Source organism: Solidesulfovibrio carbinolicus, from assembly GCF_004135975.1.
GTDB lineage: Bacteria > Desulfobacterota > Desulfovibrionia > Desulfovibrionales > Desulfovibrionaceae > Solidesulfovibrio > Solidesulfovibrio carbinolicus.
In genome coordinates this window covers 3,756,465-3,782,789 of sequence record NZ_CP026538.1, presented here as the reverse complement: position 1 = coordinate 3,782,789, position 26,325 = coordinate 3,756,465, and the positions used below count along the sequence as shown (strand labels likewise).

General features: G+C 68.3%; 19 protein-coding genes. 5 read left to right on the top strand and 14 right to left on the bottom strand.

Features of this window, described 5'->3' with window-relative positions:
- Window positions 1-136: 136 nt before the first annotated feature.
- The gene (locus C3Y92_RS16870; RefSeq protein ID WP_129354519.1) at window positions 137-2,167 is read left to right on the top strand and encodes a methyl-accepting chemotaxis protein; all 2,031 of its coding nucleotides are present in this window, start codon (window positions 137-139) and stop codon (window positions 2,165-2,167) included.
- Window positions 2,168-2,408: 241 nt separating this feature from the next.
- Here the strand turns inward: C3Y92_RS16870 and C3Y92_RS16865 are convergent, their stop codons facing one another.
- Entirely contained in the window at window positions 2,409-3,692 is a 1,284-nt protein-coding gene (locus C3Y92_RS16865) for a DUF362 domain-containing protein (protein ID WP_129354517.1), read from the bottom strand.
- Window positions 3,693-3,838: 146 nt separating this feature from the next.
- On the opposite strand from C3Y92_RS16865, the gene C3Y92_RS16860 reads away from it, so the two are divergent.
- Window positions 3,839-5,083 (top strand): hypothetical protein, encoded by a 1,245-nt coding sequence (locus C3Y92_RS16860; protein WP_129354515.1) that lies wholly within the window; start codon window positions 3,839-3,841, stop codon window positions 5,081-5,083.
- Window positions 5,084-5,204: 121 nt separating this feature from the next.
- Here C3Y92_RS16860 and rlmD read toward each other — a convergent pair whose 3' ends face one another.
- Window positions 5,205-6,557, bottom strand: coding sequence for a 23S rRNA (uracil(1939)-C(5))-methyltransferase RlmD (gene rlmD, locus C3Y92_RS16855; protein WP_129354513.1), 1,353 nt, complete (start codon window positions 6,555-6,557; stop codon window positions 5,205-5,207).
- A gap of 137 nt (window positions 6,558-6,694) precedes the next feature.
- Here rlmD and C3Y92_RS16850 point away from each other — a divergent pair, with 137 nt between their 5' ends.
- Window positions 6,695-8,458, top strand: coding sequence for a sensor histidine kinase (locus C3Y92_RS16850; RefSeq protein WP_129354511.1), 1,764 nt, complete (start codon window positions 6,695-6,697; stop codon window positions 8,456-8,458).
- Window positions 8,459-8,516: 58 nt separating this feature from the next.
- On the opposite strand, the gene C3Y92_RS16845 is transcribed toward C3Y92_RS16850, so the two are convergent.
- The 5 genes from C3Y92_RS16845 to C3Y92_RS16830 form a co-directional block, all read right to left on the bottom strand.
- Window positions 8,517-8,825 (bottom strand): hypothetical protein, encoded by a 309-nt coding sequence (locus C3Y92_RS16845; protein ID WP_129354509.1) that lies wholly within the window; start codon window positions 8,823-8,825, stop codon window positions 8,517-8,519.
- A 105-nt stretch (window positions 8,826-8,930) separates the two neighbouring features.
- Window positions 8,931-9,095, bottom strand: a complete 165-nt coding sequence (locus tag C3Y92_RS21195) for a hypothetical protein (RefSeq protein WP_165352136.1) — start codon at window positions 9,093-9,095, stop codon at window positions 8,931-8,933.
- A gap of 182 nt (window positions 9,096-9,277) precedes the next feature.
- Window positions 9,278-11,341, bottom strand: coding sequence for a [FeFe] hydrogenase, group A (locus C3Y92_RS16840; protein ID WP_235669519.1), 2,064 nt, complete (start codon window positions 11,339-11,341; stop codon window positions 9,278-9,280).
- A gap of 2 nt (window positions 11,342-11,343) precedes the next feature.
- Window positions 11,344-13,233 carry an NADH-ubiquinone oxidoreductase-F iron-sulfur binding region domain-containing protein gene (locus tag C3Y92_RS16835; protein ID WP_129354507.1) on the bottom strand — a complete coding sequence of 630 codons (1,890 nt, stop codon included), beginning with the start codon at window positions 13,231-13,233 and terminating at the stop codon, window positions 11,344-11,346.
- Window positions 13,233-13,739, bottom strand: a complete 507-nt coding sequence (locus C3Y92_RS16830; protein WP_129354505.1) for an NADH-quinone oxidoreductase subunit NuoE family protein — start codon at window positions 13,737-13,739, stop codon at window positions 13,233-13,235. Before C3Y92_RS16830 ends, C3Y92_RS16835 begins: the two co-directional genes overlap by 1 nt.
- Before the next feature lie 742 nt (window positions 13,740-14,481).
- On the opposite strand from C3Y92_RS16830, the gene C3Y92_RS16825 reads away from it, so the two are divergent.
- A complete protein-coding gene (locus tag C3Y92_RS16825; protein WP_129354503.1) occupies window positions 14,482-17,187 on the top strand; it encodes a response regulator in 2,706 nt (901 codons plus the stop codon).
- A gap of 76 nt (window positions 17,188-17,263) precedes the next feature.
- Window positions 17,264-18,076: a glutamate racemase gene (gene murI, locus C3Y92_RS16820; RefSeq protein WP_129354501.1), complete on the top strand. Its 813-nt coding sequence runs from the start codon at window positions 17,264-17,266 to the stop codon at window positions 18,074-18,076.
- Between the two features lie 171 nt (window positions 18,077-18,247).
- Here murI and C3Y92_RS16815 read toward each other — a convergent pair whose 3' ends face one another.
- The 7 genes from C3Y92_RS16815 to C3Y92_RS16785 all read right to left on the bottom strand — a co-directional run bounded on the left by C3Y92_RS16815 (window position 18,248) and on the right by C3Y92_RS16785 (window position 26,189).
- Entirely contained in the window at window positions 18,248-18,799 is a 552-nt protein-coding gene (locus C3Y92_RS16815; RefSeq protein WP_006920143.1) for a hypothetical protein, read from the bottom strand.
- Between the two features lie 98 nt (window positions 18,800-18,897).
- On the bottom strand, window positions 18,898-19,674 hold the full coding sequence (locus C3Y92_RS16810) for an NADH-quinone oxidoreductase subunit B family protein (protein ID WP_129354499.1): 777 nt from the start codon (window positions 19,672-19,674) through the stop codon (window positions 18,898-18,900).
- An 11-nt stretch (window positions 19,675-19,685) separates the two neighbouring features.
- The gene (locus C3Y92_RS16805; RefSeq protein ID WP_129354497.1) at window positions 19,686-21,170 is read right to left on the bottom strand and encodes a hydrogenase large subunit; all 1,485 of its coding nucleotides are present in this window, start codon (window positions 21,168-21,170) and stop codon (window positions 19,686-19,688) included.
- A 5-nt stretch (window positions 21,171-21,175) separates the two neighbouring features.
- On the bottom strand, window positions 21,176-22,654 hold the full coding sequence (locus C3Y92_RS16800) for a proton-conducting transporter transmembrane domain-containing protein (protein WP_129354495.1): 1,479 nt from the start codon (window positions 22,652-22,654) through the stop codon (window positions 21,176-21,178).
- Between the two features lie 3 nt (window positions 22,655-22,657).
- Window positions 22,658-23,293: a hydrogenase-4 component E gene (locus C3Y92_RS16795; protein ID WP_129354493.1), complete on the bottom strand. Its 636-nt coding sequence runs from the start codon at window positions 23,291-23,293 to the stop codon at window positions 22,658-22,660.
- 2 nt (window positions 23,294-23,295) lie between these two features.
- Complete coding sequence (locus tag C3Y92_RS16790) at window positions 23,296-24,195, bottom strand: respiratory chain complex I subunit 1 family protein (RefSeq protein WP_129354492.1); 900 nt, start codon at window positions 24,193-24,195, stop codon at window positions 23,296-23,298.
- Complete coding sequence (locus C3Y92_RS16785) at window positions 24,192-26,189, bottom strand: proton-conducting transporter transmembrane domain-containing protein (RefSeq protein WP_129354490.1); 1,998 nt, start codon at window positions 26,187-26,189, stop codon at window positions 24,192-24,194. Before C3Y92_RS16785 ends, C3Y92_RS16790 begins: the two co-directional genes overlap by 4 nt.
- Between the last annotated feature and the right edge of the window lie 136 nt (window positions 26,190-26,325).

Sequence of the window (26,325 nt, the reverse complement as noted above, 5' to 3'; positions counted from 1 at the left end):
CGCAGTGGTGGGAATCGCTTTCCACGGATGATTATTTTTCCTATAATCATTCTGTCTTTTCTACGGCAAGAGATCGTGTAAAATTTCACGACAGGCGTTTCCCGGGGGGGACCCCAGGGCGGCCCAGGAGGTGCGTATGCGGCTGACCTTCACCGGAAAGATCATTGCATTGTTGCTCTTTACCGTGATCCTGCTGACCTTGGCCACCTCGCTGACCGTCCATTATTACCTGTCCGACGGGCTCAACCGCATGAGCCAGCACGAGATCGACACCAAGGCCGACGCCGTCGATGCCATGCTCAAGGAGGCCAGCAGCGAGGTCAAGGGCGTCACCTACCTTCTGGCCACCCGGCCTGACGTGGCCGGCGCCATCGTGGCCAAGGACAAGGCCGCCCTGGTCAAGATCGCCAAGGACGCCCAGCGGGAGCTGCGCATCGAATTCGTCACCATCGCCGACGCCGAAGGCAAGGTGGTGGCCCGTGGGCACTCCGACCAGTCCGGCGATTCCGTCAAGAATCAGCTCAATGTCCAAAAGGCCCTGGCCGGCCAGGGATCGGTTGGCCTGGAAGAAGGCACGGCCGTCAAGTTTTCCCTGCGCGCCGGCTATCCCGTCTACCAGGACGGCAAGATCGTCGGTTCGGTGACCACCGGCATCAACCTGTCCTCCAGCAACGCCTTTGTCGACGACATCAAAAAGGTGCTCGGCACGGAATGCACCATTTTCTACGGCGACACCCGGGTGGCCACCACCATCGAACGCGACGGCAAGCGGGCTGTGGGCACCAGGATGGACAACCCGAAAGTGCTTGAGACCGTGCTCCAAAAGGGCGGACGTTTTCTCAACGTCAACAAGATCCTCGGCCAGGACTACAACACCGCCTACTGGCCCATGTACGGGGCTGACGGCAAGGTCGCCGGCATGCTCTTTATCGGCCGCGACCGGGCCAGCATCGACGCCACCGAGCGCACTATCCTCTATTCGGCCCTGACCGCTTCCACGGCGGTGGCGCTCATCGTCATGGTCGTCGGGTTCTTCACGGCCCGGGGCATGACCGCGCCGCTTCGCCGGGTGATGGATTACGCCCGCAAGGTGTCGCGCGGCGACTTCGACGCGGTGGCCGAGGGACGCTATTCCGGCGAAACCGAGGAACTCAAGAACACCCTGGAGCGCATGGTCGTCAGCCTCAAGGCCAAGATCGCCGAGGCCGAGGCCATGAGCCGCGAGGCCGGCGAAGAGGCCAAGTGCGCCGAGACCGCCCGGGAGGAAGCCGAAAAGGCCCGGGCCATGGCCGAGATCGCCAAGCGCGAGGGGATGCAGGAAGCCGCCGAGAATCTCGGCGTGGTCATCGAAAGCATCATTGCCGCCTCCAATCAGCTGGAATCCCAGGTGGAACAGGTCCGCACCGGGGCCGACCACCAGCGTGACCGGCTGCGCGAGGTCGTGGAAGCCATCGCCCAGATGACCTCCACGGTCCTGGACGTGGCCAAGAATGCCTCCCGGGCCGCCCAGTCCGCCGACGACACCAAGGCCAAGGCCTCCACCGGCGCGGAAGTGGTGGCGGAATCCATGCGCTCCATCGACCGGGTCAACGCCGTGTCGGCCGACCTCAAGGCGGCCATGAGCGCCCTTGGCGAGCAGACCCAGGCCATCGGTCGGGTCATGTCCGTCATCTCCGATATCGCCGACCAGACCAACTTGCTCGCTTTAAACGCCGCCATCGAGGCGGCCCGGGCCGGCGAGGCCGGGCGCGGCTTCGCGGTCGTTGCCGACGAGGTCCGCAAGCTGGCCGAAAAGACCATGACCGCCACCAAGGAAGTGGGCCAGGCCGTGGTCAGCATCCAGCAGTCGGTGACCGGCAACATCCACAGCGTGGACAAGGCGGCCCAGGCTGTGACCGAGGCCACGGAGCTGGCCGGCAAGTCCGGCGGGGTGTTGCGCGAGATTCTGGCCCTGGCCGAGGCCAGCGCCCGGGAAGTGGCCGGCATCGCCGCCGCCGCCGAAGAGCAGTCCGCCGCCGCCGAGGAGATCAACCGGGCCATGAACGAGGTCAGCGAGGTGGTGGAAACCACCAGCAACGGGATGCACGAGTCGGCCCAGGCCGTCCACGCCCTGGCCGACCTGTCCGGCGACATGGATCAGATCATCGTCAAGCTGCGCAACGCCTAAGGCGTCGTCGCCGAAACGTTTCGAGGCCGCCTTCCCGATTCGGGAAGGCGGCCTCGTTTAGTATGGCGGTCTGGGGCTATGCCCCTTGGCCGCGGTTCTCGGCCGGGGCAACGCCACCCCTTTGCTTGGCTAACCGACAAAAAAACCAATCCGCGACGGAAACCCTTTACCCTTTTCTCCATTCAGGGGGTCCGGGGGGCTTAGCCCCCCGGCCGCCGGGCATCTTTCGCCTTTTCTTCTCTCACACTTCACCCTGCCAATGCGCCTGCCTCCCGTCCAGTTCGCGCACCAGGGCGTCGTATTGGCGCAGTTGCTCGGTCAGGTAGCCGGGTTCGCCGTGGAAGGTCAGCGCCCGGCGGGGGCAGACGAGCAGGCAATAGAGGCAGGCCAGGCACTGGGAACGGTCGCCGGAGGCGGCCACGGCCTTGGGATCGAGACCGGCCGGGCAGAAGCGGCGGCAGGCCCCGCAGTCGTCGCAGGCGGCCGCGTCCAGGGTGAGCGCGTCCAGGCGCAGTTCGTCGCGGCAAAAGACGTCCTGGCGCAGGCCGGTTTTAAACAGCAGCGCGCCGAACCAGTCCGTGCCGGCCAGCCAGGTGAAAAAGGGCGTGTTGCGGATGGCGAGAAAGTATTTTTGGCGCTTGGGGTGGTGGATGAAGGTGGCCAGCGGTCCGGCTACGGGCGGGGCCAGGGGGCGGCCGGCCAGAAGCGGCAGGGCCAGGCCGTCCAGGAAGGCGTCCATGTCCGGGCTGGCCAGTCCCCGGCGGCGTGCCTCGGCCAGAGGGCGGACCTTGTCGGCCGGAAAGCCGGCCAGCCGGGCGCAGGCCAGATCGATGAGATAGGGATTTTCGCCGAAAACCAGGGCGTCCAGGCGAAGCGGCGTGCCGCGCGTGGGGCCAAGGCCTTCCATGGCGACCAGGGCGTCCACGATGTGCAGGGCCGGGCGCAGGGCGAGGTTTAAGTTCACGATGTTGGCGGCCAGGCTCTGGTGGGTCTTTTTCTTGTTTTCCTGGCCGACCAGGCAGCCCATGAGGTTTTTGAGGCACACGGACATGCCGGCCTCGAAATGGGTCTTGAGCTTGGGCAGATTGATGACCAGGGCGGCTTCCAGGGCCGGCCGGGCGACCAGGGCGGTCACGCCGTTTTCGAAGGGCACGGGCAGGCCTTCGGCCTGGTTCAGGTCGATGGCGGCGTAGCCGAAGCGCTCTGCGGCGGCGTTGAGGCGCAGGCGCTCCATGACCCCGATCTTGTTGCGGTAAAAACCGCTGTTGGTGCCTTCGCCCACGGTGACGTTTGTGTAGCCGGCGTCGCGCAGATGGCCGAGCAAAGCGACGAGCAGGCGCAGGTCGGTGGTGTTGCCGGTCAGCGCGTTCATGTTGGCGTTGCCGTTGGGCTTGACCAGGATAGGCGCGGTCTTGTCGGCCGGGAAGACGTGGGCGAAGTCGGGCAGCACGTCGTCAAGGACACGGCGCACGGCGGCGGCGTCGCCGGCCCGGCGCAGGCGCAGCAGATAGGGGGGCGTCGTCATGCGTGTTTTCCGGCGTGTTGTTGGGCGTTTTGGGAGGCTGGGGCAAGATAGCGTCGTTGCCGCGACAGGGGAAGTGAAACCTCCGGGATGCCCCGTGCGACATGGCCGGGGAACAGGCCGCGACAAGCGGTGCGTTCGGAGGGTTCATGCGAAAGGCTTGCTGCATCCTGGCCGTTACGGCCTGCGTGTTTGTTGCTGCCGGCGAAATGGTCTGCCGTCTGATCGATGCCCTTGGCGATAGCCAGGCCCTGGCCGCCGAAGGCGAGGCTGTTGATCTGGCGGCGCTTAATTACAACGACGACAAACCGTTGCCCCGGCGGCGTACGCCCGGGGAATTTCGTATCCTCACCTTCGGGGATTCCTACTGTTGCGGCACGGTCAAGCCGCAATACACCCTGCAGGGCGCGGCTTCGCGGTCCCTGGCCGAGGCTGGGGCGCGGACGCGGCTGGTCAATTTTGGCGAACCCGGCTCCAGTTTCGCCCATTACCGCAAGGCCCTGGCCCACTGGAGCGGGCGTGTGGAGGCCGACGGCCTTTTGGTCGTGGTTTTCTTGGGCAACGATCCCCAGGAAACGGCCTGGGAAGCGGCCGACCCGGACCAGCCGGTCAACGCCGTGCTGCGTGCCTGTCCGGTGTCCGTGGCCAACGACCGCAAGCGCCTGACCGCGCCGCCCCATCGTTTCGGCCTGCGCCTGATCGACTACACGACGGCCTTGGCCGACTTCGTGCTCGCCGGGGCGTACGTGGAAACCGGCGCGCCGGAGCCGTTTTCGCCGCTCTACGCGCCCTTGCCGCCCGAACGCTACCTGCGCCAGACAGCCAATTTCGCCGTGGCTGGCGAGGCGGCCCGTTGCGGCGAACTGTCCAAGGGCTGGCAGGCGTTGGCCGAGCTGGGGCGCGATCTGCAGCGCCTGGGCCGGCAGCGGCGCATTCCCACGGCCGTGGTCCTGGCCCCGCCGGAAGTGGCGGCGCGCCCGGGGCTGTGGCGCGAGGCGGCGGCTTTTTCCGGCGGCCAGACCGAGCGCTATGATCCCTGGCTGGCCGGGCGCATGGCCCGGGCCGTGCTGGGGCAAGCCGCGCCCGAGGTGGCGGTGCTGGACCTGACCCCGGCCTTTGTCTGCGCCGCCGGCCGGGGCGACATGCTGTATCCGCCCCGGGAAATTCATTGGAACGTGGCCGGCAACCGGCTGGCCGGCGAGGTGGTGGCCCGGTTCGTGGGCCGTCAGTGGCTGGGCCTGCCTGAAGCGGCACTGCCGGGCGGCGACGCCTGCCTGGCCGCTGCCGCGCCGCCCCTGGACGAGGCGCCGGTCAATGCCTGCCTGCTGGCCGCCGGGCAGGTTGACGGCGGCAAGGCCCTGGCGGCCAACTGTCCGGCCTGCCGCGTCCAGTAATTCCCCGCATCAACGCCAAAGCGTCCCGGGTCCGACCAACGAACCCAGGACGCTTTACTTTTTACCATGTGGGGGGTCTGGGGGCCTCAGGCCCCCAGCCGCCGGAGGCCTCCCCCCTTTCTCACCCCCGTAGCGTCAAACTCGCCACGGCTTCGATATGGGCCGTGTGGGGGAAGAGGTCCACGGGGGTGACGCTGGTCACGTCGTAGGCTTCGGCCAGGCGTTTGAGATCCCGGGCCAGGGTGGCCGGGTTGCAGGACACGTAGACCACGCGCCCCGGCGCTGTCCGCAGGATGGCGGCGATGACCTCGGGCGCGGCTCCGGCCCGGGGCGGGTCGAGGACCACGACGGTGGGCGGATCGCCGGCCAGATCGTCCAGGGCGTCGGCCGCGTCGGCGGCCTCGAAGACGCAGTTGGGCGCTTCCGAGAGCTTGGCCGAGGCCTTGGCGCTTTCGATGGAGCGCGCATCGATGTCCAGCCCTCGCACCTGGGCGAACGCCGGGGCGAGGTTCAGGGCCAGGCCGCCCGAGCCGCAGTAGAGGTCCAGGGCCGTGCCGACCGGGTCGCTGCCGGCCTCGCGGGCGACGATCTCGTAAAGGCTTTGGGCAGCGCCGGTGTTGGTCTGGGCGAAAGCGTCGGGCAGGACGCGAAGGGTCGCCTGGCCCATTTTTTCGGTGAGGTGGCCCCGGCCGAGCACGATGGATTGGCGTTCCCCGTGGGCCACGGGGGTGGGGGCGCGGCGCACGGAATGGACGAAGCCGGTCAGTTCCGGGAACCGGGCCAGCAAGGCCTTGCCCAGGGTGTGGACGGCGTCGCCGGCGGCCCGGGAGGGGCCGGTGATGATATGGGCCAGGCGTGAACCGTCGTGGCGGGAGTCGCGCAGCACCAGATGCCGCCACACGCCCTTGCCGGTGCGGGGATCGTAAGCGGCCAGGCCTGTTTCGCGGCACAGCTCGCGCACGGCGTTCACCATCTCGGCCGCCCAGGGGGCCATGAGCGGACAGGTGTCGATATCCAGCACCCGGGCCGGGTTGCGGCGTTCGCGAAGGCCCAGGTGGAGCCGGCCGGCAAAGGCGAACTCCATCTTGTTGCGGTAGCCGTAGACCTCGGGCGAGGCCACGGTGTCGGCCACGGGGACGTCGGGCAGACCGCCCAGGCGGGCGAGTGTTTCGGCCACCTGTTCGCGTTTCCAGAACAGCTGGGCCGGGTAGTCCAGGCGCTGCCAGTCGCAGCCGCCGCAGACGCCGAAGTGGGGGCAATGGGGTTCGACAGCCTCGGGGGCGGGGGTGATGATGCGCTCGGCCACGGCCTCGGCAAAGCCTTTTTTCACCTGGGTGACCTTGGCCATGACGGTCTCGCCGGGCAGCGCGCCGTCCACGAAAACCACCATGCCGTCAAGGCGCGCCACGCCCCGGCCGCCAAGGGCCAGGCGGGCGACGGACAATTCCAATTCGTCGTTTGCTTGCATGTTCATGGCGGCCTTATGCGCGTCCCCGCCCCCGGGCGCAAGGGGGTTGGGGGGCCGGAAATGGCGGCCGGGCCGACCGTCGCGTCTAACTGATTGCGGGTACGGAGGAAATCAGGTAGGCGGGATAAAGCTGGAGGCGGCCCATGACCCGCAAGCACATCCTGGCCGCGTGCCTGTTGTTCGTGGCCCTGACCCTGGCCATCGCCGGCATGGGGTATCGGGCCAAGACGGACATCGAGGCCGTGGTCACGGACCAGTTCAACCACCAGCAGCTTATTCTGGCCCAGCAGATCGCCGCGGACATCGGCGATCACTTCGCGTTTTTACGCACCTGCCTGGACAGCCTGTCGCTTATGTGGCGTGAGCGCACGGCCTCCGACGGCCGGCCGTGGCTGGCCATGCCGGCTTATTACAGCATTTTTGCCGAATGGAACGTGGCGGCTCTTGGGGTCTTGGCCCCCGGGGCGGCGACGCCGGTCTTTTACGACGCTTCCGGCCGGGAGATCGACACGGCCGGGCTGTGTCCCGAAGCCTGCGCCGAGGCCTTTGGCGACGGCGCGAAGCTGGGGCAGATCAAGCTGACGCGCGTCTATGCGCCCCAGGCTGGCCCCCTGGCCGGGCGGCGGCTCATGGCCATGACCATGCCCCTGGCCGACGAACACGGGACCGTGGGCGGGCTGGTGCTGGTCGTGGACGCCCTGGCCGTGGCCCAACGCTACGCCCACAACGTGCGCTCGGGCCAGACCGGCTACGCCTGGGTCCTGGACGACGCCGGTTATTTTCTGGACCACCACGAGGCGGAATTCATCGGCCGGGAATCCCTGGACGTGCGCCGGCAGCGCGACCCGTCCATCGACTGGTCGCGGCTGACCTGGCTTATCGACAAACGGGTCATGGCCGGGCAGCGCGGCATGGACTGGTACGTTTCAGGCTGGCACCGGGGCGAGATCGGGCCGGTGAAAAAGTTCGTGGCCTTTTGTCCGGCGCTTCTTGGCGGGGCCGAGGACCCGGGCAACCGCTGGGCCGTGGCCCTGGCCGCGCCCGAGGACGAAGTACAGGGGCTCATCGGCCGGCTGATGGTGCGGGAGTGGGCCATTGTCGGGCTTTTCGAGGTGGTGGTTTTCGCCATGTTCGTGGCCACGGTGCATCTGGCCTTGCGCTGGTCGCGCCGGCTGCGCGAGGAGCGCGACAAGGCCGGGCGCGAACTCTTGGGCGCTCAGGAAAAACTCATCCGCCAAGCCCGGTTCGCGGCCATCGGCGAGGCGGCGGCGCGGCTTTCCCACGAGATCAAAAATCCGCTCATGCTCATGGGCGGCTTCGCCAACCAGGTGCGGCGGCATGTGCCGGAAGACGGCGCGGATTATGAAAAGCTCGGCATCATCGAATCCGAAGCCAAGCGGCTGGAGACGCTTTTGACCGAAGTGCGCGATTTTACCCGGCCGGCTCCGCCGCAGATCGAGCCGCGCGATTTGGCCGCCACGGTGCGCGAGTCGTTGGCGATCATGGCCGGGGCCATGGAGTCGCGCGGCATTGCCGTGACGACGGAGATCGGCGAGGGGCTTGGAGCCGTGCCCCACGACGCGGCGCGCATCAAACAGGTGCTGCTCAATTTGCTCAAGAACGCGGCCGAGGCCATGGAGTGCGGCGGCGCGCTCACGGTAACGGCGGAGATCGTCGATGACCGAGCCCGGCTGACGGTGGCCGACACCGGCGGCGGCATCCCCGAGGCCATGCGCGAGCGGGTGTTCGATCCTTTTTGCACCACCAAGGAATCCGGCACGGGCCTGGGGCTGGCCGTATGCCAGCGCATCGTCGAGGACCACCACGGCGACATCCGGTTTGCCACTTCCGAGGCCGGCACGACGTTCACCGTGGAGTTGCCGCTGGCCCTGTCCTGCGCCGTTTGAGCCTTGGGGCGGCCTTCCCGGCCGTGCCCCGCCCAACGACCGTCATCGTCTAGTTTTTCTAGGCCGCTTCGGCCATGTGCACATTCTTGACGAAAGCGAAGATGTTGGCGTGGACGGCGTCGTCGAGCATGGCGTCGGGCTCGGCGGCGTCGTAGTAGCCGCACCAGACTTCGCCGTAGAGGTCGGCCGGCAGCCGCGACAGGTCGGCGGTTCCCAAGCGGCACAGCACCAGCCGGCCGCGCCAGGCCAGGCGCGTTTCATAGTACCATTGGCCCCGGTGGTTGACCACGGGCCGGTAGCGGTAGGCGGCAAGCAGTTTCTCGATGCATTCGGCCTGATCGCCGAAGGGGAATTGCATGGTGGTCATGGCGATGTCTCCATGGCGGCCGACCCGACGCGGCGACGCGCCGGCCCGGGGGAGAGGCCGAAGCACGTGGGGCCGCGCGGTCGGACAGCGGGACGCGGCACGGGGCTATTTGGCCCCGGCGGCGTCGGACGGTTGCGGGGTTTTGGCGTCGGCGAAGTCGGACTGTTCGCGGCTTGCGCCGCCGGCCGGTTCGCGCCGGGCGGAGCCGAGGAAGCGGCTGGCCCAGGTCGTAGTACGTCCTTTGGACGAGATGGAAGATTGCGACAGCATGGCGACCTCCGGGTGGAGCGGCGGCGCGGGCCGGGAGGCCGGGGCGCGGACCGCCTGGGTGATGCTGGGGTAGTAGCGATAATGAAAATCAATGTCAATGCATAGGCTCTGCAATAAGCACGTGAAAAAGGGCCGACCCTCACGGGCCGGCCCTTTTTCAATCATCTTTGTCGCTTATTAAACTACTTGCCGCAGCCGCAACCGCAGCCGGCGCTGGGCTTGGTGGGCTGGGGCAGGGGATTGCGCAGGTGCGCGTCCAGGGCGGCCAGCACGCTATCCAGGGTGCAGTGAGTCATCACTTCGCCGTCCATCTCCACGGTGGGGCCCTTGGCGCACTGCTCGAAGCAGAACGACGCCCGCACGTCCACGGCGTTTTCCAGGCCGTTTTCCACGATGTGCTTGAGCATCCCGGTCAGGATGTCCTGAGCGCCGCGCAGGTGGCAGCTCGTGCCCAGGCACACCCGCACCCGGACCTTGGTCTGGGCCGGATCGCCGCTAAGGAGCACCAGGGTCTCGTCGCTGACGCGGCGGCGGCTCTGGTAGTGGGTGTGGAGCAAGGAATGGGCCTTGTGCCCGCCCACGTCGCCAAGGAACTTGTCGTAACACTCGGTGACGAACATGTTGTCCTGGGCCTTGTGCAGCGGGAAGGTCTTGTCGCACTGGTAGAGGTCTTTGGTGCGGCGCTTGCGGTCGGCCAGATCCTTGGGCACGGGCTGGCCCGCGCCGCCGATGCAGCCGCCGGGGCAGGCCATGACCTCGATGAGGTCGTATTCGCTGTTGCCGGCCACGACCTGCTCGGCCACGGCCCGGGCGTTGGCCAGGCCATGGACGATGGCCAGGCGCAGGGTCTTGCCGCCCACTTCCAGGGTCGCCTCGCGAAGGCCGGACTCGCCGCGCACTTCGGCGAAATCGACCGAAGCCAGGGTCTTGCCGGTGATCTTCTCGGCGGCAAAGCGCAGCACCGCCTCGGTGACCCCGCCCGACGCGCCGAAGATGACGCCAGCGCCCGTGCCGAAGCCAAAGGGCATGTCCAGGGATTCGGGCTCAAGGTTGTTAAACCGCAGGCCGGCCCCGTCGATCATCCGGGCCAGTTCCTGGGTGGTCAGGACGAAGTCCACGTCCGGGGAGCCGTCCACGGCGAATTCCGGCCGGCGCGCCTCGAACTTCTTGGCCGTGCAGGGCATGATGGAGACCACGATCAGGTCCTTGCGGGCGATGCCCTGCTTTTCGGGCAGCATCTCCTTGACCAGGGAGCCGAACATCTGCTGGGGCGAGCGGCAGGAGGACAGATTGGGGAGCAGTTCCGGGAAGGACTGCTCGGCAAACTGCACCCAGCCGGGACAGCAGGAGGTGAACTGGGGCAGCTTCTCGCCGGCGGCGGCGCGGGTGAGGAACTCTTGCCCTTCCTCGATGACGGTGAGGTCGGCGGCGAAGGTGGTGTCGTAGACGGCGTCGAAGCCCAGGCGCTTAAGCGCCGCGGCCATGCGGCCCATGACCGGATCGCCGGCCGGGCTGGCGAAACACTCGCCCAGGCCCACGCGCACGGCCGGGGCCACCTGGGCCACGACGGTCTTGGTGGGATCGGCCAGGGCGGTGAGCACTTCGTCCATTTCGCTGCGCGGCACCAGCGCCCCGGTGGGGCAGACGTTGGCGCACTGACCGCAGCCCACGCACTCGCCTTCGCCCAGGCCCTTGCCAAAGGCCGGCAACACGGCGGTCTGATGGCCGCGATGGGCAAAGCCGATGGCCCCGATGCCCTGGATCTCCGAGCACATGCGCACGCAGTCGCCGCACAGCACGCACTTGTTGGGGTCGCGGATGATCGACGGCGAGGAAAAGTCGAGCGGCGCTTTTTCCTGCACGGGCTTGAAGCGCACGCTGGTCACGCCTACGCGCCGGGCCACGTCCATGAGCTTGCAGTCCACGCTTTTAAAGCAGCTGGGGCAGCTCAGGTCGTGGTTGGCCAAAAGCAGTTCCACGGCGATCTTGCGGATTTCCCGCAGCTGCGGGGTGTTGACCTTGATGTCCAGGCCCGGTTCGGGCGGGGTGGAGCAGGCGCCCTGGACGCCGCGTCCGGCCACTTCCACCAGACACAGGCGGCAGGCCCCGTACACGGACAGTTCGGAGTGGTAGCAAAAAGTCGGCAGCTCGATGCCGGCTTTGCGGATGATTTCCAGAAGGTTGCGCTCGCCCTCGATGGGGATGGCGCGGCCTTCGACGGTGACGAATTGCTGGTCCATGGTCATGGCTAGATTCCCTCCACCGCGCCGAACTTGCAGGCCGTGGCGCAGGCGCCGCACTTGATGCACAAGGTTTCGTCGATGACGTGGGGCTGTTTCTTCTCGCCGGTGATGGCTCCGGCCGGACAGGCCTTGACGCACAGGCGGCAGCCCTTGCAGCGGGCGGCGTTGATGGTCGGCATGGCCAGGGCCTTGCAGCGGCCGGCGCTGCAACGCTTCTCGAAGACGTGCTCTTCGTAGTCCTTGCGGAAGTGCTTGAGCGTCGAGAGCACCGGGTTGGGCGCGGTCTTGCCCAGGCCGCACAAGGAGCCGACCTGGACGGCGTGGCCCAGGGTTTCGAGCAGGGCGAGGGTTTCGGCCGTGCCGCGTCCTTCGATGACGTCGTCCAGAAGGGCCAGCAGCTGCTTGGTGCCTTCACGGCACAGCACGCACTTGCCGCAGCTCTCGCGCTGGGTGAACTCCATGAAGAACCGGGCCACGCTGACCATGCAGGTCTTCTGGTTCATGACCACCAGGCCCCCGGAGCCGACCATGGCCCCCACCGAGCGCAGGGAGTCGAAGTCCAGCGGCAGGTCGAGCAGGTCCGGGGTCAGGCAGCCGCCGGACGGGCCGCCGATCTGCACGGCCTTGAAGCCCTTTTCGTCAATAAAGCCCCGGTCGTCGGTGACGCCGCCGCCGATGTTGAGCACCACTTCGCGCAGGGTCGCGCCAAAGGGCACTTCAATAAGGCCCGTGTTGGAGACGTGGCCGGTGAGCGCAAAGGTCTTGGTGCCGGGCGAGGTCTCGGTGCCGAGCGCACGGTAGGCTGCGGCCCCTTCGCTTACGATGCGGGGAATCTGGGCCAGGGTCTCGACGTTGTTGATGATGGTGGGCTTGCGCCACAGGCCTTGCTGGGCCGGGAAGGGCGGCTTGGGCGAGGGCATGCCGCGCAGGCCTTCGATGGAGGCGATAAGCGCGGTTTCCTCGCCGCACACGAAGGCCCCGGCCCCTTCCATGACTTCCAGGCGGAAGGACTGGCCCGAGCCGAAGAGGTTGTCGCCGAGATAGCCGGCGGCTTCGGCGTCGGCCACGGCCTTGCGCATGCGCTTAACGGCCAGGGGGTATTCGGCCCGCACGTAGATGTAGCCTTCGTCGGCCCCGATACCCCGGGCGGCGATCATCATGCCTTCGATGACGCAGTGGGGGTTGCCTTCCATGAGGCTTCTGTCCATGAACGCGCCGGGATCGCCCTCGTCGCCGTTGCAGATGACGTACTTTTTCGGGTTGGCCTGGACCCGGGCGGCTTCCCACTTGCGGCCGGTGGGGAAGCCTCCGCCCCCACGTCCGCGCAGGCCCGACTGGCTGACGACGTCGCACACGCCCTTGGCGTCCATGTCGGCGAAGGCCTTGCGGGCGGCGGCGTAGCCGCCGTGGGCCACGTATTCGCGGATGTCGTCGGGGTCGATGAAGCCGCACTCTTTAAGGACTGTGCGGGTCTGGCGCTGGTAGAAGGGAATCTGGTCGGGGCCCAGGCACTTTTCCTTGGTGCGGGGCTCGACGTAGAGCAGGCGCTCGACGACCTTGCCGCCGACCAGGGTCTCGGCGACGATTTCGGGGACGTCGTCGGCGGTGACCTTGGTATAAAGGATGTTCTCGGGCAGGATGGTGACCAGCGGTCCCATCTGGCAAAAGCCCTGGCAGCCGCTGTGGGAGACGCGCACGCCGTCGCCATGGCCTTCGGGCCGAAATTCTAAAACCACGTCGAGGCCGGCCTCGCCCATGTGTTTTTCCAGGGCGTCGAGGACCTTCTTGGAGCCGTTGGCCACGCAGCCGGTGCCGGCGCAGACGATGACGCGGCGACCGCCCGAGGCGGCCTCGGGGGCGGCGGCGTGTTGGGGATCGAGGATGGGGCCTTCCATTATTGCAGCTCCTTGGCGCGGATGGCGTCGATGAGGTCCACGGCGCGCTGGGGGGTCATCTGGCCGTAGACGTCCTCGTTGATGACCAGGACCGGAGCCAGGCCGCAAGCGCCGAGGCAGGCCACGGTTTCGACGGTGAAGAGCATGTCGGGCGTGGTGGCCTTGGCCTCGGTGAGGTCGAGGCGGGCGCGCAGGGCTTCCAGAATGGGGATGGACTGTTTGACGTGGCAGGCGGTGCCGTCGCACAGGCGCACGACGTACTTGCCTTTGGGCTCCAGGGCGAAGTGGGCGTAGAAGGTGGCCACGCCAAAGACGTTGGCTTCGGGGATGCGCAGCGAGGTGGCGACGTAGGACAGCACTTCCTGGGGCAGGTAGCGGTACTCCTCCTGGAGGGCCTGGAGGATGGGCACGAGCCGGGCGGGGTGGCGGTCGTAGCGGTCGAGGATGCCGCACAGTTTTTCGAACTTGGCGGTTTCGGCCAGGGCGGGGGCCAGACAGGGCTCCATCAATGATCTCCTTTTTCGGCGGATGGCGTTCTTCGGAGTTCACGGTCGGGTTTGTAACGACAAGCCGGGCCGCACGGGGGATGCGTCGCGCCAACCCGACAAGCGCGACGATCCCGCCAGGGCCGGCCGCGGCCGACGCCGGGGGGGTGGCGTGGGCGAAGTGCGGCCGAGAGCCAGGCGCATGTGCCGGACGCCTGCCTCCGGCGGGTGGGGCAGTGCAAAATCGCAACATGCAAAGCGTGGCAGGCGTGTGCAGCAAGATGTATGCTACTTTTTGGACAAGCGTTCGGCTTTTAGGCGTAACATACTGGTATTGCGTTATTAAAAGTTGTTGAGGAGTTTTTGGCCTGGCGATTTAGAGCGGGGGGCTTGTGGATAGCGGGTGAGCGTTGCGAATTTGCATCGATTTCAGTACAATCCCTTCAATGTTTGTCGGAAATTGCCGAAAGCTGCTCGGCAAGTTGTGTTGCGTATTTGCACTATGTTGCAATTGTGCACGATTTGCAGCCCGGCCAATCCCGGTCGACAGGTTCCCGGATGAGCCCGGCCGCACTGCCGCCGCGACGGACAAAAACGCCGCGCCGCCTTTCCCGCGTCCCTGGTCCCCAGGCGACGGACAGCCCGTCGAAACGCCCCAATCAGGTCGAGGCCCGACGCGCGCATGGACAGGATGCGGCCTTCCGTGCTTATACTCGGAGAACAGAAGACTCCCGCGCCCGCGCCGCGCCAGCAGGATAGGCCCATGACCGCTCCCACCCCCCCCCCGCGCTCCCTGCGGCTCCACCTTGCCGGCCTCGTCGCCGCCTGCGTCCTGCCCGTGTGGCTGTGCGCCGCCTACCTCGTCCACTACGCCTACGAGGCCAAAAAAAACCAGATACAGACCCACATGGCCGAGGTCGCCCGAAACCTCTCCCTGGCCGTGGACCGCGAATTTGCCATCCTGCTGGCCGCCGCCGAAGGCCTGGCCACCTCCCCGGCCCTGCAGACCGGCGAGTTCGCCGTGTTTCGGCGACAAGTGAAAACCTTGCTCGCCGGCTACCCCTCCTCCGACGTCATCGTGGCCGAGGCCTCCGGACAGCAGATTTTCAATTCCTATCTGCCCGAAGGCGCGCCCCTGCCCAAGCGGGCCGTGCGCGAGAGCGTGCGCCGCGTGTTTGAAACCGGCCGACCCGGCATCAGCAACCTCTTTCGCGGCGCGGTCACCGGCCGCTACCTCGTCAGCCTCGACATGCCGGTCTGGCACGGCGCGGCCGTGCGCTACGACCTGGCCATGACCGTGCCGGTCGCCCGCTTCGACCAAATGTTGACCACGGAACTCCTGCCCGCCGGCTGGACCGCCGCCGTCATCGACGCCGCCGGCGTGGTGGCCGCCCGGGCCGGCCAGCCCGAAACCTGGGCCGGCCGGCCGGCCGGCGAATTGTTGGACGGGTTGTCGCTGCCCCAGGGCGACGTTCCCGCCTACGAGGCCATCCGCCTTGACGGCGAGCCGGCCCTGGCCGCCTACGACCAAGCCGAGGGCTCGGGCTGGGGGGTGGCCGTGGCCGTGCCCCGTAGCGTGCTCTTGGCCGAGGTGCGCGGCTGGCTGTGGTGGACCGGCGGCGGCGTCCTGGCCCTGTCCCTGGGCGGATTTTTGCTGGCCCTGTCCCTGGCCCGGCACATCGCCGGCTCCATCGACGCCCTCGTTCCGGCGGCCGAAGCCCTGGGCCAGGGCCTGCCCCTGCCGCGGCGGCGCTTCGGACTGGCCGAAACCGCCGCCGTGGGCGAGGCGTTCACCCGCGCCGCCGACCTGCTGGCCGCCCGGGCCGCCGAACGCCGTCTGGCTGAGGATGCCCGCCAGCAGGCCGAAGCCCGGCTGGCCGAGCGGGAACACATTTTCCGCATCGTGGCTGACAATTCCCATGACTGGGAATTCTGGGACGGCCCCGACGGCAAGTGCCGCTGGGTCTCGCCGGCCTGCGTCCGCGTCTCGGGCCATCCGCCCGAAGCCTTCCTCGGCCCGGGCTCCCTGGCCGTGCGCGACCTCATCCATCCCGAGGACCGGGCCAGATGGGACGCCCATTTCGACACTCCGGAGGCCCTGGAGGCCGTCCACGAGGAACTCCACTTCCGCATCCTGCGCGCCGACGGCCGCGTCGCCCACATCGCCCACGTCTGCGGCCGCATCATCGGCCCCGGCGGCGAGGACCTCGGACGGCGCGGCTCCAACCGCGACGTCACCGAACAATACCAATACGAACAGGAACTGCGCCGGGCCAAGGAAATGGCCGACGCCGGCAGCCGGGCCAAAAGCGAGTTCCTGGCCAACATGAGCCACGAGATACGCACGCCCATAAACGGCGTCGTGGGGATGCTCCAGCTGCTGGAGACCACCGCGCTCACCGACGAGCAACAGGAATACGTCGCCATGGCCGGCCGGGCCGCCGGACGCTTAAGCCGCCTGCTCGGCGACATCCTCGACCTCAGCAAGGTCGAGTCCGGAGCCTTGGTTCTGCAGCAGACCGCCTTTGAGCTGGAGGACATCCGCCAGGCTGTCCTGGACGTTTTCGGTCCCATGGCCCGCAACAAGAACCTGGCGCTGAGCGTCGATCTGGCCCAGGGGCTCCCCCGGCGCGTTATGGGCGACGACGTCCGGCTGCGCCAGATCCTGCTCAATCTCGTCGGCAACGCCGTCAAATACACCGACTCCGGCTTCGTCCACGTGGCCGTTTTCCTCGGCGATCCCGACAGCCAGCCCCGGGAAGGCGCGCCATGCGACGTCGTTTTTGTCGTGGCCGACACCGGTCGGGGCATCCCCGGCCACAAGCTCGACAGCGTGTTTTCGCCCTTTGTCCAGACCGACCCCGCCGCCGGCCCCCAGGGCGGCGTGGGCCTGGGGCTGGCCATCGTCAAACGCCTGGTCGAACTCATGGGCGGACGCATCCACCTGTGCAGCGTCGAAGGCCAGGGCACGTCCATGCGGGCGGTCATCCCCCTGATCCCGCTCCCGGACCAGGCCCAGGTCCCCTGCGGGAATGTCGGGCAGGCCGTCGTCGCCTCCGGCCAGGTCGCTTTGGTGGTGGAGGACGACCCCATGAACCGCATGGCCGCGCAGCGTATGCTGCAAAAGGTCGGCTACGTCGTGCGCACGGCCGACAACGGCCAGCAAGCCCTGGACGTCCTGGCCACCAGGGATTCCCAGCCCGTGGACATCATCCTCATGGACATCCAGATGCCCGTCATGGACGGCCTGGAGGCCACCCGGCGCATCCGCGAAAACGCCGACGGCCTTTTCGATCCCCAGGTGCCCATCGTCGCGCTCACCGCCTACGCCATGGCCGGCGACCGCGAACGCTTCCTGGAAGCCGGCCTGGACGACCATCTGGCCAAGCCGGTCAAGGTCGCGGAAATGCTCGACGCCATGAAGCGCGCCCTGGACAGGCGGGCCGAGGCAGCGCGAAAAAAGGCTTGACGCCGCCGCCTGTCGGCGTTCCAACCGCCCTGCGCCCGGCATGCCCCGGACGTAATTCCCCCAAGGGCGACACCCCGTGCACGACAACAACTCCCCCATCGGCATCTTCGACTCCGGCGTCGGCGGCCTCACCGTGGCCCGCGCCGTCATGGATCTTTTGCCCAACGAACCGGTCGTCTACTTCGGCGACACCGCCCGCGTTCCCTACGGCGTCAAATCCCCGGACACCGTGGCCCGCTACGCCGCCCAGATCACCCGGTTTTTGCTCGAAAAAAACGTCAAGCTCCTCATCGTCGCCTGCAACACCATGGCCGCCGTGGCCCTGCCGGCCATAACAAACATCGCTCCCGTGCCGGTCCTGGAAGTCATCGACGCCGGAGCGACCAGCGCCCTGGCCGCCACCCGCACCCGGCGGATCGGCATCATCGCCACTCCTTCCACCGTAGCCAGCCGCGCTTACGAACAGGCGCTTGCCCGCCTTGGCGGCCCGGACGTCCACACCGTGGCCAAGGCCTGCCCGCTGTTTGTCCCCCTGGCCGAGGAAGGCCTCACCGACCACCCGGCCACGCGCCTCATCGCCGCCGAATACCTGGCCCCCCTGGCCGCCGAAAACCTCGACACCCTGATCCTGGGCTGCACCCACTATCCGCTGCTGGCCCCGCTTTTGGCCGAAGTCGTCGGCCCATCCGTGCGCCTGCAGGACTCGGCCACGGCCGTGGCCCGGCGCGCCGCCGCCATCCTCGACGAAAAAGGCCTGCGCCACGCCGGCCCCTCGCCGCGCCACAGCTTCCACGTCACCGACATGCCCCACCGGTTCCAGGCAATCGGCCAACGCTTCCTGGGGCGGGAGATGGCGGACGTGCGACTGGAAAATTTGGATAAATGTTAGGAAGGTAAAGAGAAGAGTGCCTCCGGCGGCCGGGGGCCTGAGGCCCCCGGCCCCCCCAAAGGGGAAAAGGGGTAGAGGGGGGCGGAAGTCCGCCGTATCGCAATGATAAAGCCCCGGCGCGCCTTCCAAGGCGCGCCGGGGCTATCTGTTTCGCGTGGCGCGTGGTCGGCGCTAGCCGAAAGTACGTTTGAAAAGGCCGTCGATGGCGGCCAGGCCGGCCTCGTTGGGGAAGCGGGTTCCCGTGCCGGTAAAATGGGTGTGGGTGATGACCGGCTCGCCGCCGGCTTTCCAGGCCCCATGCTCCCAGCTGAACCAGGCCTGCTTCTCCTGGCAGAAGACATGCAGCGGCTTGTTGCAGATCTTGGCGAATTCCGCGCCCCAGCCCGTGCCGCCGGTGACCGTGCCGTCTTCCAGGATCGTGCCGACGACGAAGATCTCAAGCCCCGCGTCGATCTGGTGCATGATGGTGCGCAGCACCATGCGGATCTGCGGGCCGTTGCTGAATTTGCGGCCGAGCAGTTTGGAGACGTAGGTCAGGCTGACGTCTTTTTTCTCCAGCTCCTCGCTGGTCAGCACGCGGATGCCGCGGGTGCGGTCGATGCGATGGCCTTCGAAGGTGAAATTGACTTCCGCGACGCCGTAGCGCTCGGCCTGTCTTCCGAATTCGGCTTCAGCGCCCTGGGCGCCGCCGCTAAAGAGCGTGAAATTCGTGGCGGTGGGCATTTCGACTCCTTGGCAGTTGGTTGCGGGTCCACCGGATGGGTGCGCCGATCCTCCCTTTTGCACCCTTTCGGGCCGTTTCGCAACTCTCGCCAGTCCGCTTAGGCCGTCGGCGGCGGCGTCTGCTGCCCCAAAAGCCGCAGCAGGCCGTCGAGGATGGTCAGGGGATGGGGAGGGCAGCCCGGAATATAGAGATCGAGCGGCAGATGGGGCGTGGCCCCGCCGGTGGTCTCGGGGCTGCCGTCGAAAAGCCCGCCCGAAATGGCGCAGGTCCCGATGGCGATGCCCACCCGGGGATCGGGCACGGCGGCGAAGGTTCCAAGCGTGGCTTCCAGCATGTTGCGCGTCACCGGCCCGGTGACGGCCACGCCGTCGGCGTGGCGCGGCGAGGCCACGAAATCGATGCCAAAGCGCCCGAGGTCAAACACGATGGTGGTGAGCACATTGGTGTCGGCTTCGCAGGCGTTGCAGCCCCCGGCGCTCACCTGGCGCAGGCGCAGGGATTTGGCGAAGAGCTTGCGCCGGGCCGGCTCCAGGGGCGCGACATGGGGCAGCCGGCCGCCCGGGCGCAGCACCAGCCCGTCCCGGGTGGAAGAGGCCAGCCGGTGGTCGCGCGAGAAGCTGACCCGCCGGCCCGGGCAGGCTTCGGCGCAGGTTCCGCACAGGATGCAGCGGCCCAGGTCCAGGTAGAGGCCCTGTTCATCGGCCCCCAGCGCCCCGGTGGGGCAGGCCCCGGCGCAGGAGGCGCAGCCTGCGGCGCAGGGCGACTCGGCCAGGACCGGCAGGCCCCGAAAACGCGGCGGCAGCGGCGGCATGGCGGCGGGGAAAGCCACGGTGCGCTTTCCCTGGCGCAGGCGTTCAAGCAGGATATTGAGCATAGGCGCCGGTCCTAGAGATCATGTCCGCAATAGGACAGGTTGAAGCTCTTGTTGCACAGGGGGAAATCGGAAATCTGCTGGCCGCGCAGGGCCACGGCCAGGCCGAACCAGTTGTGGAAGGACGGATCGACCACCTTGTAGGCGGCGAACCGGCCGTCGTCGCCGGTGACGGCCACGTGGCAGATTTCGCCGCGCCAGCCTTCGGTCAGCCCCACGGCCACCATGCCGCCCGGCAGCCCGCCTGCGGGCAGTTGGCGCACCGGTCCCTCGGGCAGGCCGATGAGGGCGTCGTGGATGAAGTCCAGGGAGGCTTCCATCTCCAGCCGCCGCACCAAGGCCCGGGCGTAGACGCCGCCGAAGTCGTGGAGCTGCATGGGGATGTCCTTGGGGCCGGCCCCGGGCAGGGGGAAGGCGTGGCGGGCGTCGCGGGGCAGGCCGCAGGCCCGGGCCGGCGGCCCCACCAGCCCGATTTCCCGGGCCGTTTCGGCGCTGACCCGCCCCGTGCCCTCGAACCGGGCCAGGGTGGTGGAGGACAAAAACAGCAGCTCGGCCGCGCCAAAGGCCGCCCGGCGGGTCAGCTCCAGGCGCGAGAGCAGCTCGCGGATGGTCGGCTTGTCGAGATCAAAGGCGACGCCGCCGGGCCGCACCAGCCCCCGGCCGAAGCGGTTGCCGCAGACAAGCCCGGTGAGATTGAGGAAATCGCCCCGGATGCGGCCGCAGTAAGCCATGGTGGGCTGGTAGCCCACGTCGCCGGCCATGGCCCCGAGGTCGCCGGTGTGGTTGGCCAGGCGCTCCAGCTCCAGGGCGATGCGGGCGATGGCCCGGCCCCGGGCCGGCACGGCGGTTTCGGTCAGGGCCTCCACGAGGGCGGCGTGGGCCAGGCTATGGCCGATGGTGGTGTCGCCGGCCAGGGTCTCCATGAAATGGATGGTGCGCTTGTCCGGGCCGCCGATAAGCCGGGCCTCGATGCCCCGATGCTGGAAGCCCAGGCTGATCTCCAGGTGGTAGACGTCCTCGCCGGAGCATTGGAAGCGGAAATGCCCGGGTTCGATGATGCCGGCATGGACCGGCCCCACGGCCACTTCATGGGCTTCCTCGCCGCGCAGACGGAAATGGTCGGTCACGCCCGGGGCCGGACGGGGTTCCTCGGGCCGGGCCGGGCAGCCGGTGAAGCGCACCGGCTTGAGCCAGGGATGGCCTTGGGGGACGATGCCCCACTGTTCATGGACTTCGCGCTCGAACAGATGGGCCTGGGGGCAGTCCGGGGTGAGCGACGGATAGCTTTCGGCCGGGACCTGGCGCAAAAACGCCAGCCGGCCGTCGGCGTCGCGGCCAAGCAGGCAGCACAGTCCGACGCCGCCCGGGCAGGGCAGACCGAAAAGCGCCAGCATCCGCCAGCCGGCGTCCACCCGGGCCAGAATTTCGCGCCGAAACAGCACCGGCGGCAGCACCGCCGCGCCGGCCAGGGGCACGGCCTGACAATGGGGAAATTCCATGCCTGCTATCCTCCCAGGGAGACGGCGGCGGCCGCCCGGGCCAAGACGTCGGCCAGGCCCTTGGGCACATACAGGCCCAGGGTCAAGGCGGCGGCCAAAAGGGCCAGGGGCGAGGCCACGGACAGCACGCGCTCGGGGCCGGGATGGCGCACGGCCGGCGGCAGCGGCCCCTGGACCATGCGGCACACGGAGGTGGCCATGCCGACGAAGATCACAGCCAGGGCCACGACGTAGATGGTGGCGGCCAGGCCGTGGCCGCCGGCGAACATGGCTTGCAGGATGGCCAGCTCGCTGACAAACAGGCCAAAGGGCGGCGAGCCGCAGATGGCCAGAAACCCGGCCGTCCACAGGGCGGCGGTTATGGGCAGCGCCCGGGACACGCCCCGGGCGTCGTGGCAGGAGCGGGTGTGGTAGACGGCCAGGATGTTGCCGGAAATCAGAAACAGCGCGCCTTTGGTCAGGGAATGGTTGACGGCGTGGAGCATGGCCCCGAAGGCCGCGCCGCCGCCGATGCCCACGCCCAGGGCCAATATGCCCATGTGCTCGACGCTGGAGTAGGCCAGCATGCGTTTGTAGTCGCCAAGGCCCACGATGAAGACGGCGGCCGTGACCATGGAGATGAGGCCAAAAAGCACCAGCAGCTCGCCGCAAAACGCCCCAAGCCCGGCCGGAGACAGGATCTGCACGGCCCGCAGGATGCCCAGGAAGGCGCAGTTTAAAAGCGCGCCGGATAAAAGCGCCGAGACCAGGGACGGCGACTGGCTGTGGGCGTCGGGCAGCCAGTTGTGCATGGGGGCCAGGCCCATTTTCGAGCCGTAGCCGACCAGCAGGAAGATAAAGGCCGCCCGCAGCCAGGGCTTGGCCGCGCCCGGGGCCAGGGGCAGCAACTCGGCCAAATCCATGGAAGCGGCCGGAGCCACCGGATCGTAGAAGGCCACGGACACGAGGATGTTGCCCAAAAGGGCCAGGGCGATGCCCACGGAGCAGATGACGAGGTATTTCCAGGTGGCTTCCAGGGAGCGGCGGTGGCGGTGGAAGTAGATCAGCGGCGCGCTGGACAGGGTGGTGGCCTCGATGCCGACCCACAGCACCGAGAGGTTGCGGGTGGCGCAGACCACGGTCATGGCCGAAAGAAACAGGCACAGGCACAGGCTGAAGACCCGCTCCGGGGCATTGATAAAGGTCGCGCCGTCCTGGAAGTCGCGCTTCTCGTGGACCGCCCCTTCGTGGCGCAGGTAGCCCACGGCGTAGAAGGCGGCGGCGGTGAACAGCAGGCTGGCCAGGGTGAGGAAGAGCTGGCCCAGGGGATCGAGTTCGAGCAGGCCGCCGTAGGCCGGGGCCGGGGGATGGACCCATGTCGTGCCCACCAGGGTGAGATGGAGGCAGCCGACCACCACCAGCAGCCAGCGGCGCGGGCCGTCGGCGGGCAGGGCCAGGGCCATGAGGCCGGCCAGCAAGGGGATAAGGGGCAAGGCGGCAAGCATGGGTTAGTCCCGCAGGCTGCAAAACCGTCCGACGTCGATGGACTCGAAGGTTTTGTTGATGTGGTGGAGGGCGATGCCCATGACGAACACGGCGACGAAGACGTCCAGGAGCACGGACAGTTCGAGCCAAACCGACCCTTGGGCGGCAAGCGGCACGCCCAGGAGAAAGATGCCGTTTTCGGCGGCCAGATAGCCGATGACTTGCGTGAGCGCCTTGCGCCGGGCCACCACCAGGGTCAGGCCCGAGAAGATGGAGGTCAGCGCCGCCGGGAAGAGCAGCGGCGGGAAAAGCCCGGGCGGAAACGGCAGGCGCGATTCCAGCCACAAGGAGAATAAAAGGCCGCCCACGCCGGCCAGCAACGACATATTGAAGCCGAAGTAGGGTTCGACCACGGGATTGACTTCCAGGCGCGACAGGGTACGGGCCACCAGCCAGGGAAAGCCGATGCCCTTGATGGCCAGCACGGCCAGGGACAGGACCAGCCCATGGCCGTGTGGGCCGGCCACGGCCAGGGGCGTGGCGGCCAGGAGCACCCCTTGCAGGGCGGTGATGCGGGTCAGCGTTTTGAGGCGCGTGACGGCCAGATAGGCCAGATTGACCACCACCAACGCGACAAGCAGCGATTGTATCGCGGCCATGGCTACCTCCACACCGTGAGCACCAGGGACAAGGCGGCCAGGGCCCCGGCCGATCCGAGCAGACGCGGCACGCGCAACAGCCGCAGCCGGGCCATGGAGGATTCGACCAGCCCCACGGCCACGGCGACCAGCCCGACGCCGGCCAGGAAGGCGGCCCAGGCGGCCAGGGGGGCCATGGCCTGGACCGGCAGCAGCGACAGGGTCACGGCGGCGGCGAAAAACCACAGCTTGAGCGCCGCGCCGTAGCTGATCATGGCCATGTCCGGGCCGCTGTGGTCCAGCACCATGACTTCATGGATCATGGTCAGCTCCAGGTGGGTGTTGGGGTCGTCCACCGGGATGCGGCAGTTTTCGGTCAACAGCAAAATGAACAGGAGCAGGGGCACGAACAGCCGCTCCGGGGCCAGCGCGCCGGAAAGCCCCTGGCCGAGCATCCCGGACAGGGACAGGGATGGGGCGTCCACGGCCAGGGCGAGCAAGGCCAGGAAGAGCACGGGTTCGGCCAGGGCGGAAAAGGCGGCCTCGCGGCTGGCCCCCATGCCTTCGAAGCTCGATCCGGTGTCCAGGGCGGCCAGGATGATGGCCAGGCGCGACAGCCCCAGGCAATAGGCGGCCAGCATGAAGTCGCCGGCAAAGCTGGCCGGGGCGGGACTGGCCGGCCCGGGCAGCAGGCACAGCGCGCCGCAAATGGCGGCCAGGGACACGGCCGGCCCCACCCCCAGCATGAAGCTTGCGGTGTGGCTTTCCACCAGGCCCTTGCGCGTCAGTTTGGCCAGATCGAAATAGGTCTGCAGCAGCGGCTTGCCGACGCGGCCGGACATGAGGGCCTTGACCCGGTTGACGATGCCGGGGACCAGCGGGGCCAGGACAAGGGCGGCGAGGATGTGGAGCCAGGCGTTCATGAGAGCTTCCAGGCCAAAAGGAGCACGACGGTGGCCAGCACGTAGAGGATGTAGAGATGCACCTTGCCGTGCTGCACCACCTTGGCGGCGTCGCACAGCCGGGCCACGGCTTCGAACAGCGGCGTGAAGAGCTTGTCCCGGGCGGCGTCGCGGCTGACGACGAAAAGTGTCGCGCGCTTGGGGAAAAGGCCCGGGTCCATGTCCAGGCGGCGGGTCAGGCCCATGGGGCCGGCCAGGAGCTTGGCGGTTGGTTCCACGAACGAGGCCGCGCCGTACTGCATGTGAGCGGTGGGGGCGGTGTAGCCGCAGCCCCAGGTCGGCTCGCGGCGTCGGCCATGGGCGGCCCCGGCCCAGGCGCGCAGCCACAGCAGCCCCCCGGCCAGGGCAATGATGCCGGCCCCGAAAAAGCCCACGGTGCGGGCGGCGGCGGCGGCCTGCTCCAGGGCGGCCCGGGCCGGGGCCGGGTCCATGCCCGGAAAGGCCAGAACGGCTTGGCCGACAAAGCGCAGCAGCGCCGGGGCCAGGGCGGCGGCGGCGACCAGGCCGGCGGCCAGGAAAAGCGGCGCGAGAAGGGCGGCACGGGGGGGCGCTTCGGCCTTGGCCGCGGCCGGGGTGCGGGGCGCGCCGAGAAACGCCAGCCCGCCGGCCTTGGCAAAGGCGGCCAGGGCGAAGCCGCCCACGGCGGCCAGGGCGGCCAGGGAGGCGGCCGAAGCGGTGCGCGGCAAGAGTCCCGGGAGATCCAGGCCGGCCAGCATGGCCAGGGCCATGGTCAGCTCGCCGATAAAGCCCGGCAGGGGCGGCAGGCCGGCGATGCCGGCTCCGGCCAGGAGAAAGAGCGTCCCGACGGCCGGCATCCGCTTGGCCAGGCCGCCCAGGTGGGCGATGCGGGCGCTGCCCACGGATGCGAGCACCTCGGAAGCGCACAAAAAGAGCAGGGATTTAAAGCCGGCATGGCACAGCATGTGAAAAAGCGCCCCGCCAAGGCCCAGGGCGGCCATGGCCGGGTTGCCGCAGGACAGGCCGACCAGCCCCAGGCCCAGGCCCAGGCAGATAAGCCCCATGTTTTCCACGCTGGAATAGGCGAGCAGCCGTTTGAGGTTGCCCTGTCCCAGGGCGGCCAGGATGCCGAGCAGGGCGCTGGCCAGCCCCAGGCCGGCGATGGTCCAGCCCTGCCAGGGCGCGGGGGGGGGCAGGATTTCCAGGGCCCGCCACAGGCCGTAGAGGCCCACGTTGATCATGCCGCCGGACATGAGCGCGGCCACGTGGCCCGGCGCGGCCGGATAGATGGCCGGCAGCCAGACATGGAAGGGAACCAGCCCGATCTTGGCGGCGAATCCGAAAAACGCCAGGAAGAAAAGCAGGCTGGGCAGGGTAAATCGGCCGGCCCGGGCGGCCTCGGCCAGGGCGTCAAAGCCCGTGGCTCCGGCCTGCCCCATGGCCAGGGCGAAAAAGGCGATGACCAGGGCCGCGCCGAGGTGGGCACACACGAGGTAGGTCCAGGCCGCCTCGCGCACCTCGACTTCGTCGTCGTGCAGGCTCCCCAAAAAAAACGGTGCCAGGGACATGACTTCCCAGGCGATGAGGAACACCACCCCGTCCCGGGCGGCCATGACCAGGGCCAAGCCGGCCAGCAGGACATTGTAAAAAAACCAGTGCGGCCCGCGCCGGTCCGGTCCGGCCTGGGCGGCCTCGCTTCCGGCCAGAGCCAGGGAGCCGGCCACGGCGGCGGCCGCGCCCACGGCGTAGACGGGAATGAGGAACAGGCGGCTGGCCGGGTCGAGACCCAGGGCCAGAGAGCCGAAGGGCAGCCCCCAGGGGAGGGTGGCCTGGGTCACGGCGCTGGCCGGCGTGAGCGCCAGGCCGGCCAGACCGACCAGGGAGCCGGCCACGGCTCCGGCTGGTCCCAGGCGATGGGCCGCCTCCCGGCCGGCCAAGGCCAGGGAAGCCAACGCCCCCAAGAGAAAGAAGGCCAGCGACAGTCCGAACAGTTCCATGGACGACCACCCTTGTCGCGGGGCCGGCGCACTGCATCCGGTCGGTCCCGTTGCCGATCACAAGAAAAACGGCCCCGGGGTAAGCCCCGGGGCCGTGAAATGTCAAGCCCGCGCCGAAATTGGATGGGAAAAAGCC

Excerpts from the sequence above, each read along its gene's own strand:
- C3Y92_RS16790 (WP_129354492.1), bottom strand. The coding sequence starts at position 24,195 with ATGAACGCCTGGCTCCACATCCTCGCCGCCCTTGTCCTGGCCCCGCTG.
- C3Y92_RS16860 (WP_129354515.1), top strand. The coding sequence starts at position 3,839 with ATGCGAAAGGCTTGCTGCATCCTGGCCGTTACGGCCTGCGTGTTTGTT.
- C3Y92_RS16830 (WP_129354505.1), bottom strand. The coding sequence starts at position 13,739 with ATGGAGCCCTGTCTGGCCCCCGCCCTGGCCGAAACCGCCAAGTTCGAA.
- C3Y92_RS16800 (WP_129354495.1), bottom strand. The coding sequence starts at position 22,654 with ATGCTTGCCGCCTTGCCCCTTATCCCCTTGCTGGCCGGCCTCATGGCC.
- C3Y92_RS16805 (WP_129354497.1), bottom strand. The coding sequence starts at position 21,170 with ATGGAATTTCCCCATTGTCAGGCCGTGCCCCTGGCCGGCGCGGCGGTG.
- C3Y92_RS16835 (WP_129354507.1), bottom strand. The coding sequence starts at position 13,233 with ATGGAAGGCCCCATCCTCGATCCCCAACACGCCGCCGCCCCCGAGGCC.
- C3Y92_RS16840 (WP_235669519.1), bottom strand. The coding sequence starts at position 11,341 with ATGACCATGGACCAGCAATTCGTCACCGTCGAAGGCCGCGCCATCCCC.
- C3Y92_RS16850 (WP_129354511.1), top strand. The coding sequence starts at position 6,695 with ATGACCCGCAAGCACATCCTGGCCGCGTGCCTGTTGTTCGTGGCCCTG.
- C3Y92_RS16795 (WP_129354493.1), bottom strand. The coding sequence starts at position 23,293 with ATGGCCGCGATACAATCGCTGCTTGTCGCGTTGGTGGTGGTCAATCTG.
- C3Y92_RS16785 (WP_129354490.1), bottom strand. The coding sequence starts at position 26,189 with ATGGAACTGTTCGGACTGTCGCTGGCCTTCTTTCTCTTGGGGGCGTTG.
- C3Y92_RS21195 (WP_165352136.1), bottom strand. The coding sequence starts at position 9,095 with ATGCTGTCGCAATCTTCCATCTCGTCCAAAGGACGTACTACGACCTGG.
- C3Y92_RS16815 (WP_006920143.1), bottom strand. The coding sequence starts at position 18,799 with ATGCCCACCGCCACGAATTTCACGCTCTTTAGCGGCGGCGCCCAGGGC.
- C3Y92_RS16810 (WP_129354499.1), bottom strand. The coding sequence starts at position 19,674 with ATGCTCAATATCCTGCTTGAACGCCTGCGCCAGGGAAAGCGCACCGTG.
- rlmD (WP_129354513.1), bottom strand. The coding sequence starts at position 6,557 with ATGAACATGCAAGCAAACGACGAATTGGAATTGTCCGTCGCCCGCCTG.
- C3Y92_RS16870 (WP_129354519.1), top strand. The coding sequence starts at position 137 with ATGCGGCTGACCTTCACCGGAAAGATCATTGCATTGTTGCTCTTTACC.
- C3Y92_RS16865 (WP_129354517.1), bottom strand. The coding sequence starts at position 3,692 with ATGACGACGCCCCCCTATCTGCTGCGCCTGCGCCGGGCCGGCGACGCC.
- C3Y92_RS16845 (WP_129354509.1), bottom strand. The coding sequence starts at position 8,825 with ATGACCACCATGCAATTCCCCTTCGGCGATCAGGCCGAATGCATCGAG.
- C3Y92_RS16825 (WP_129354503.1), top strand. The coding sequence starts at position 14,482 with ATGACCGCTCCCACCCCCCCCCCGCGCTCCCTGCGGCTCCACCTTGCC.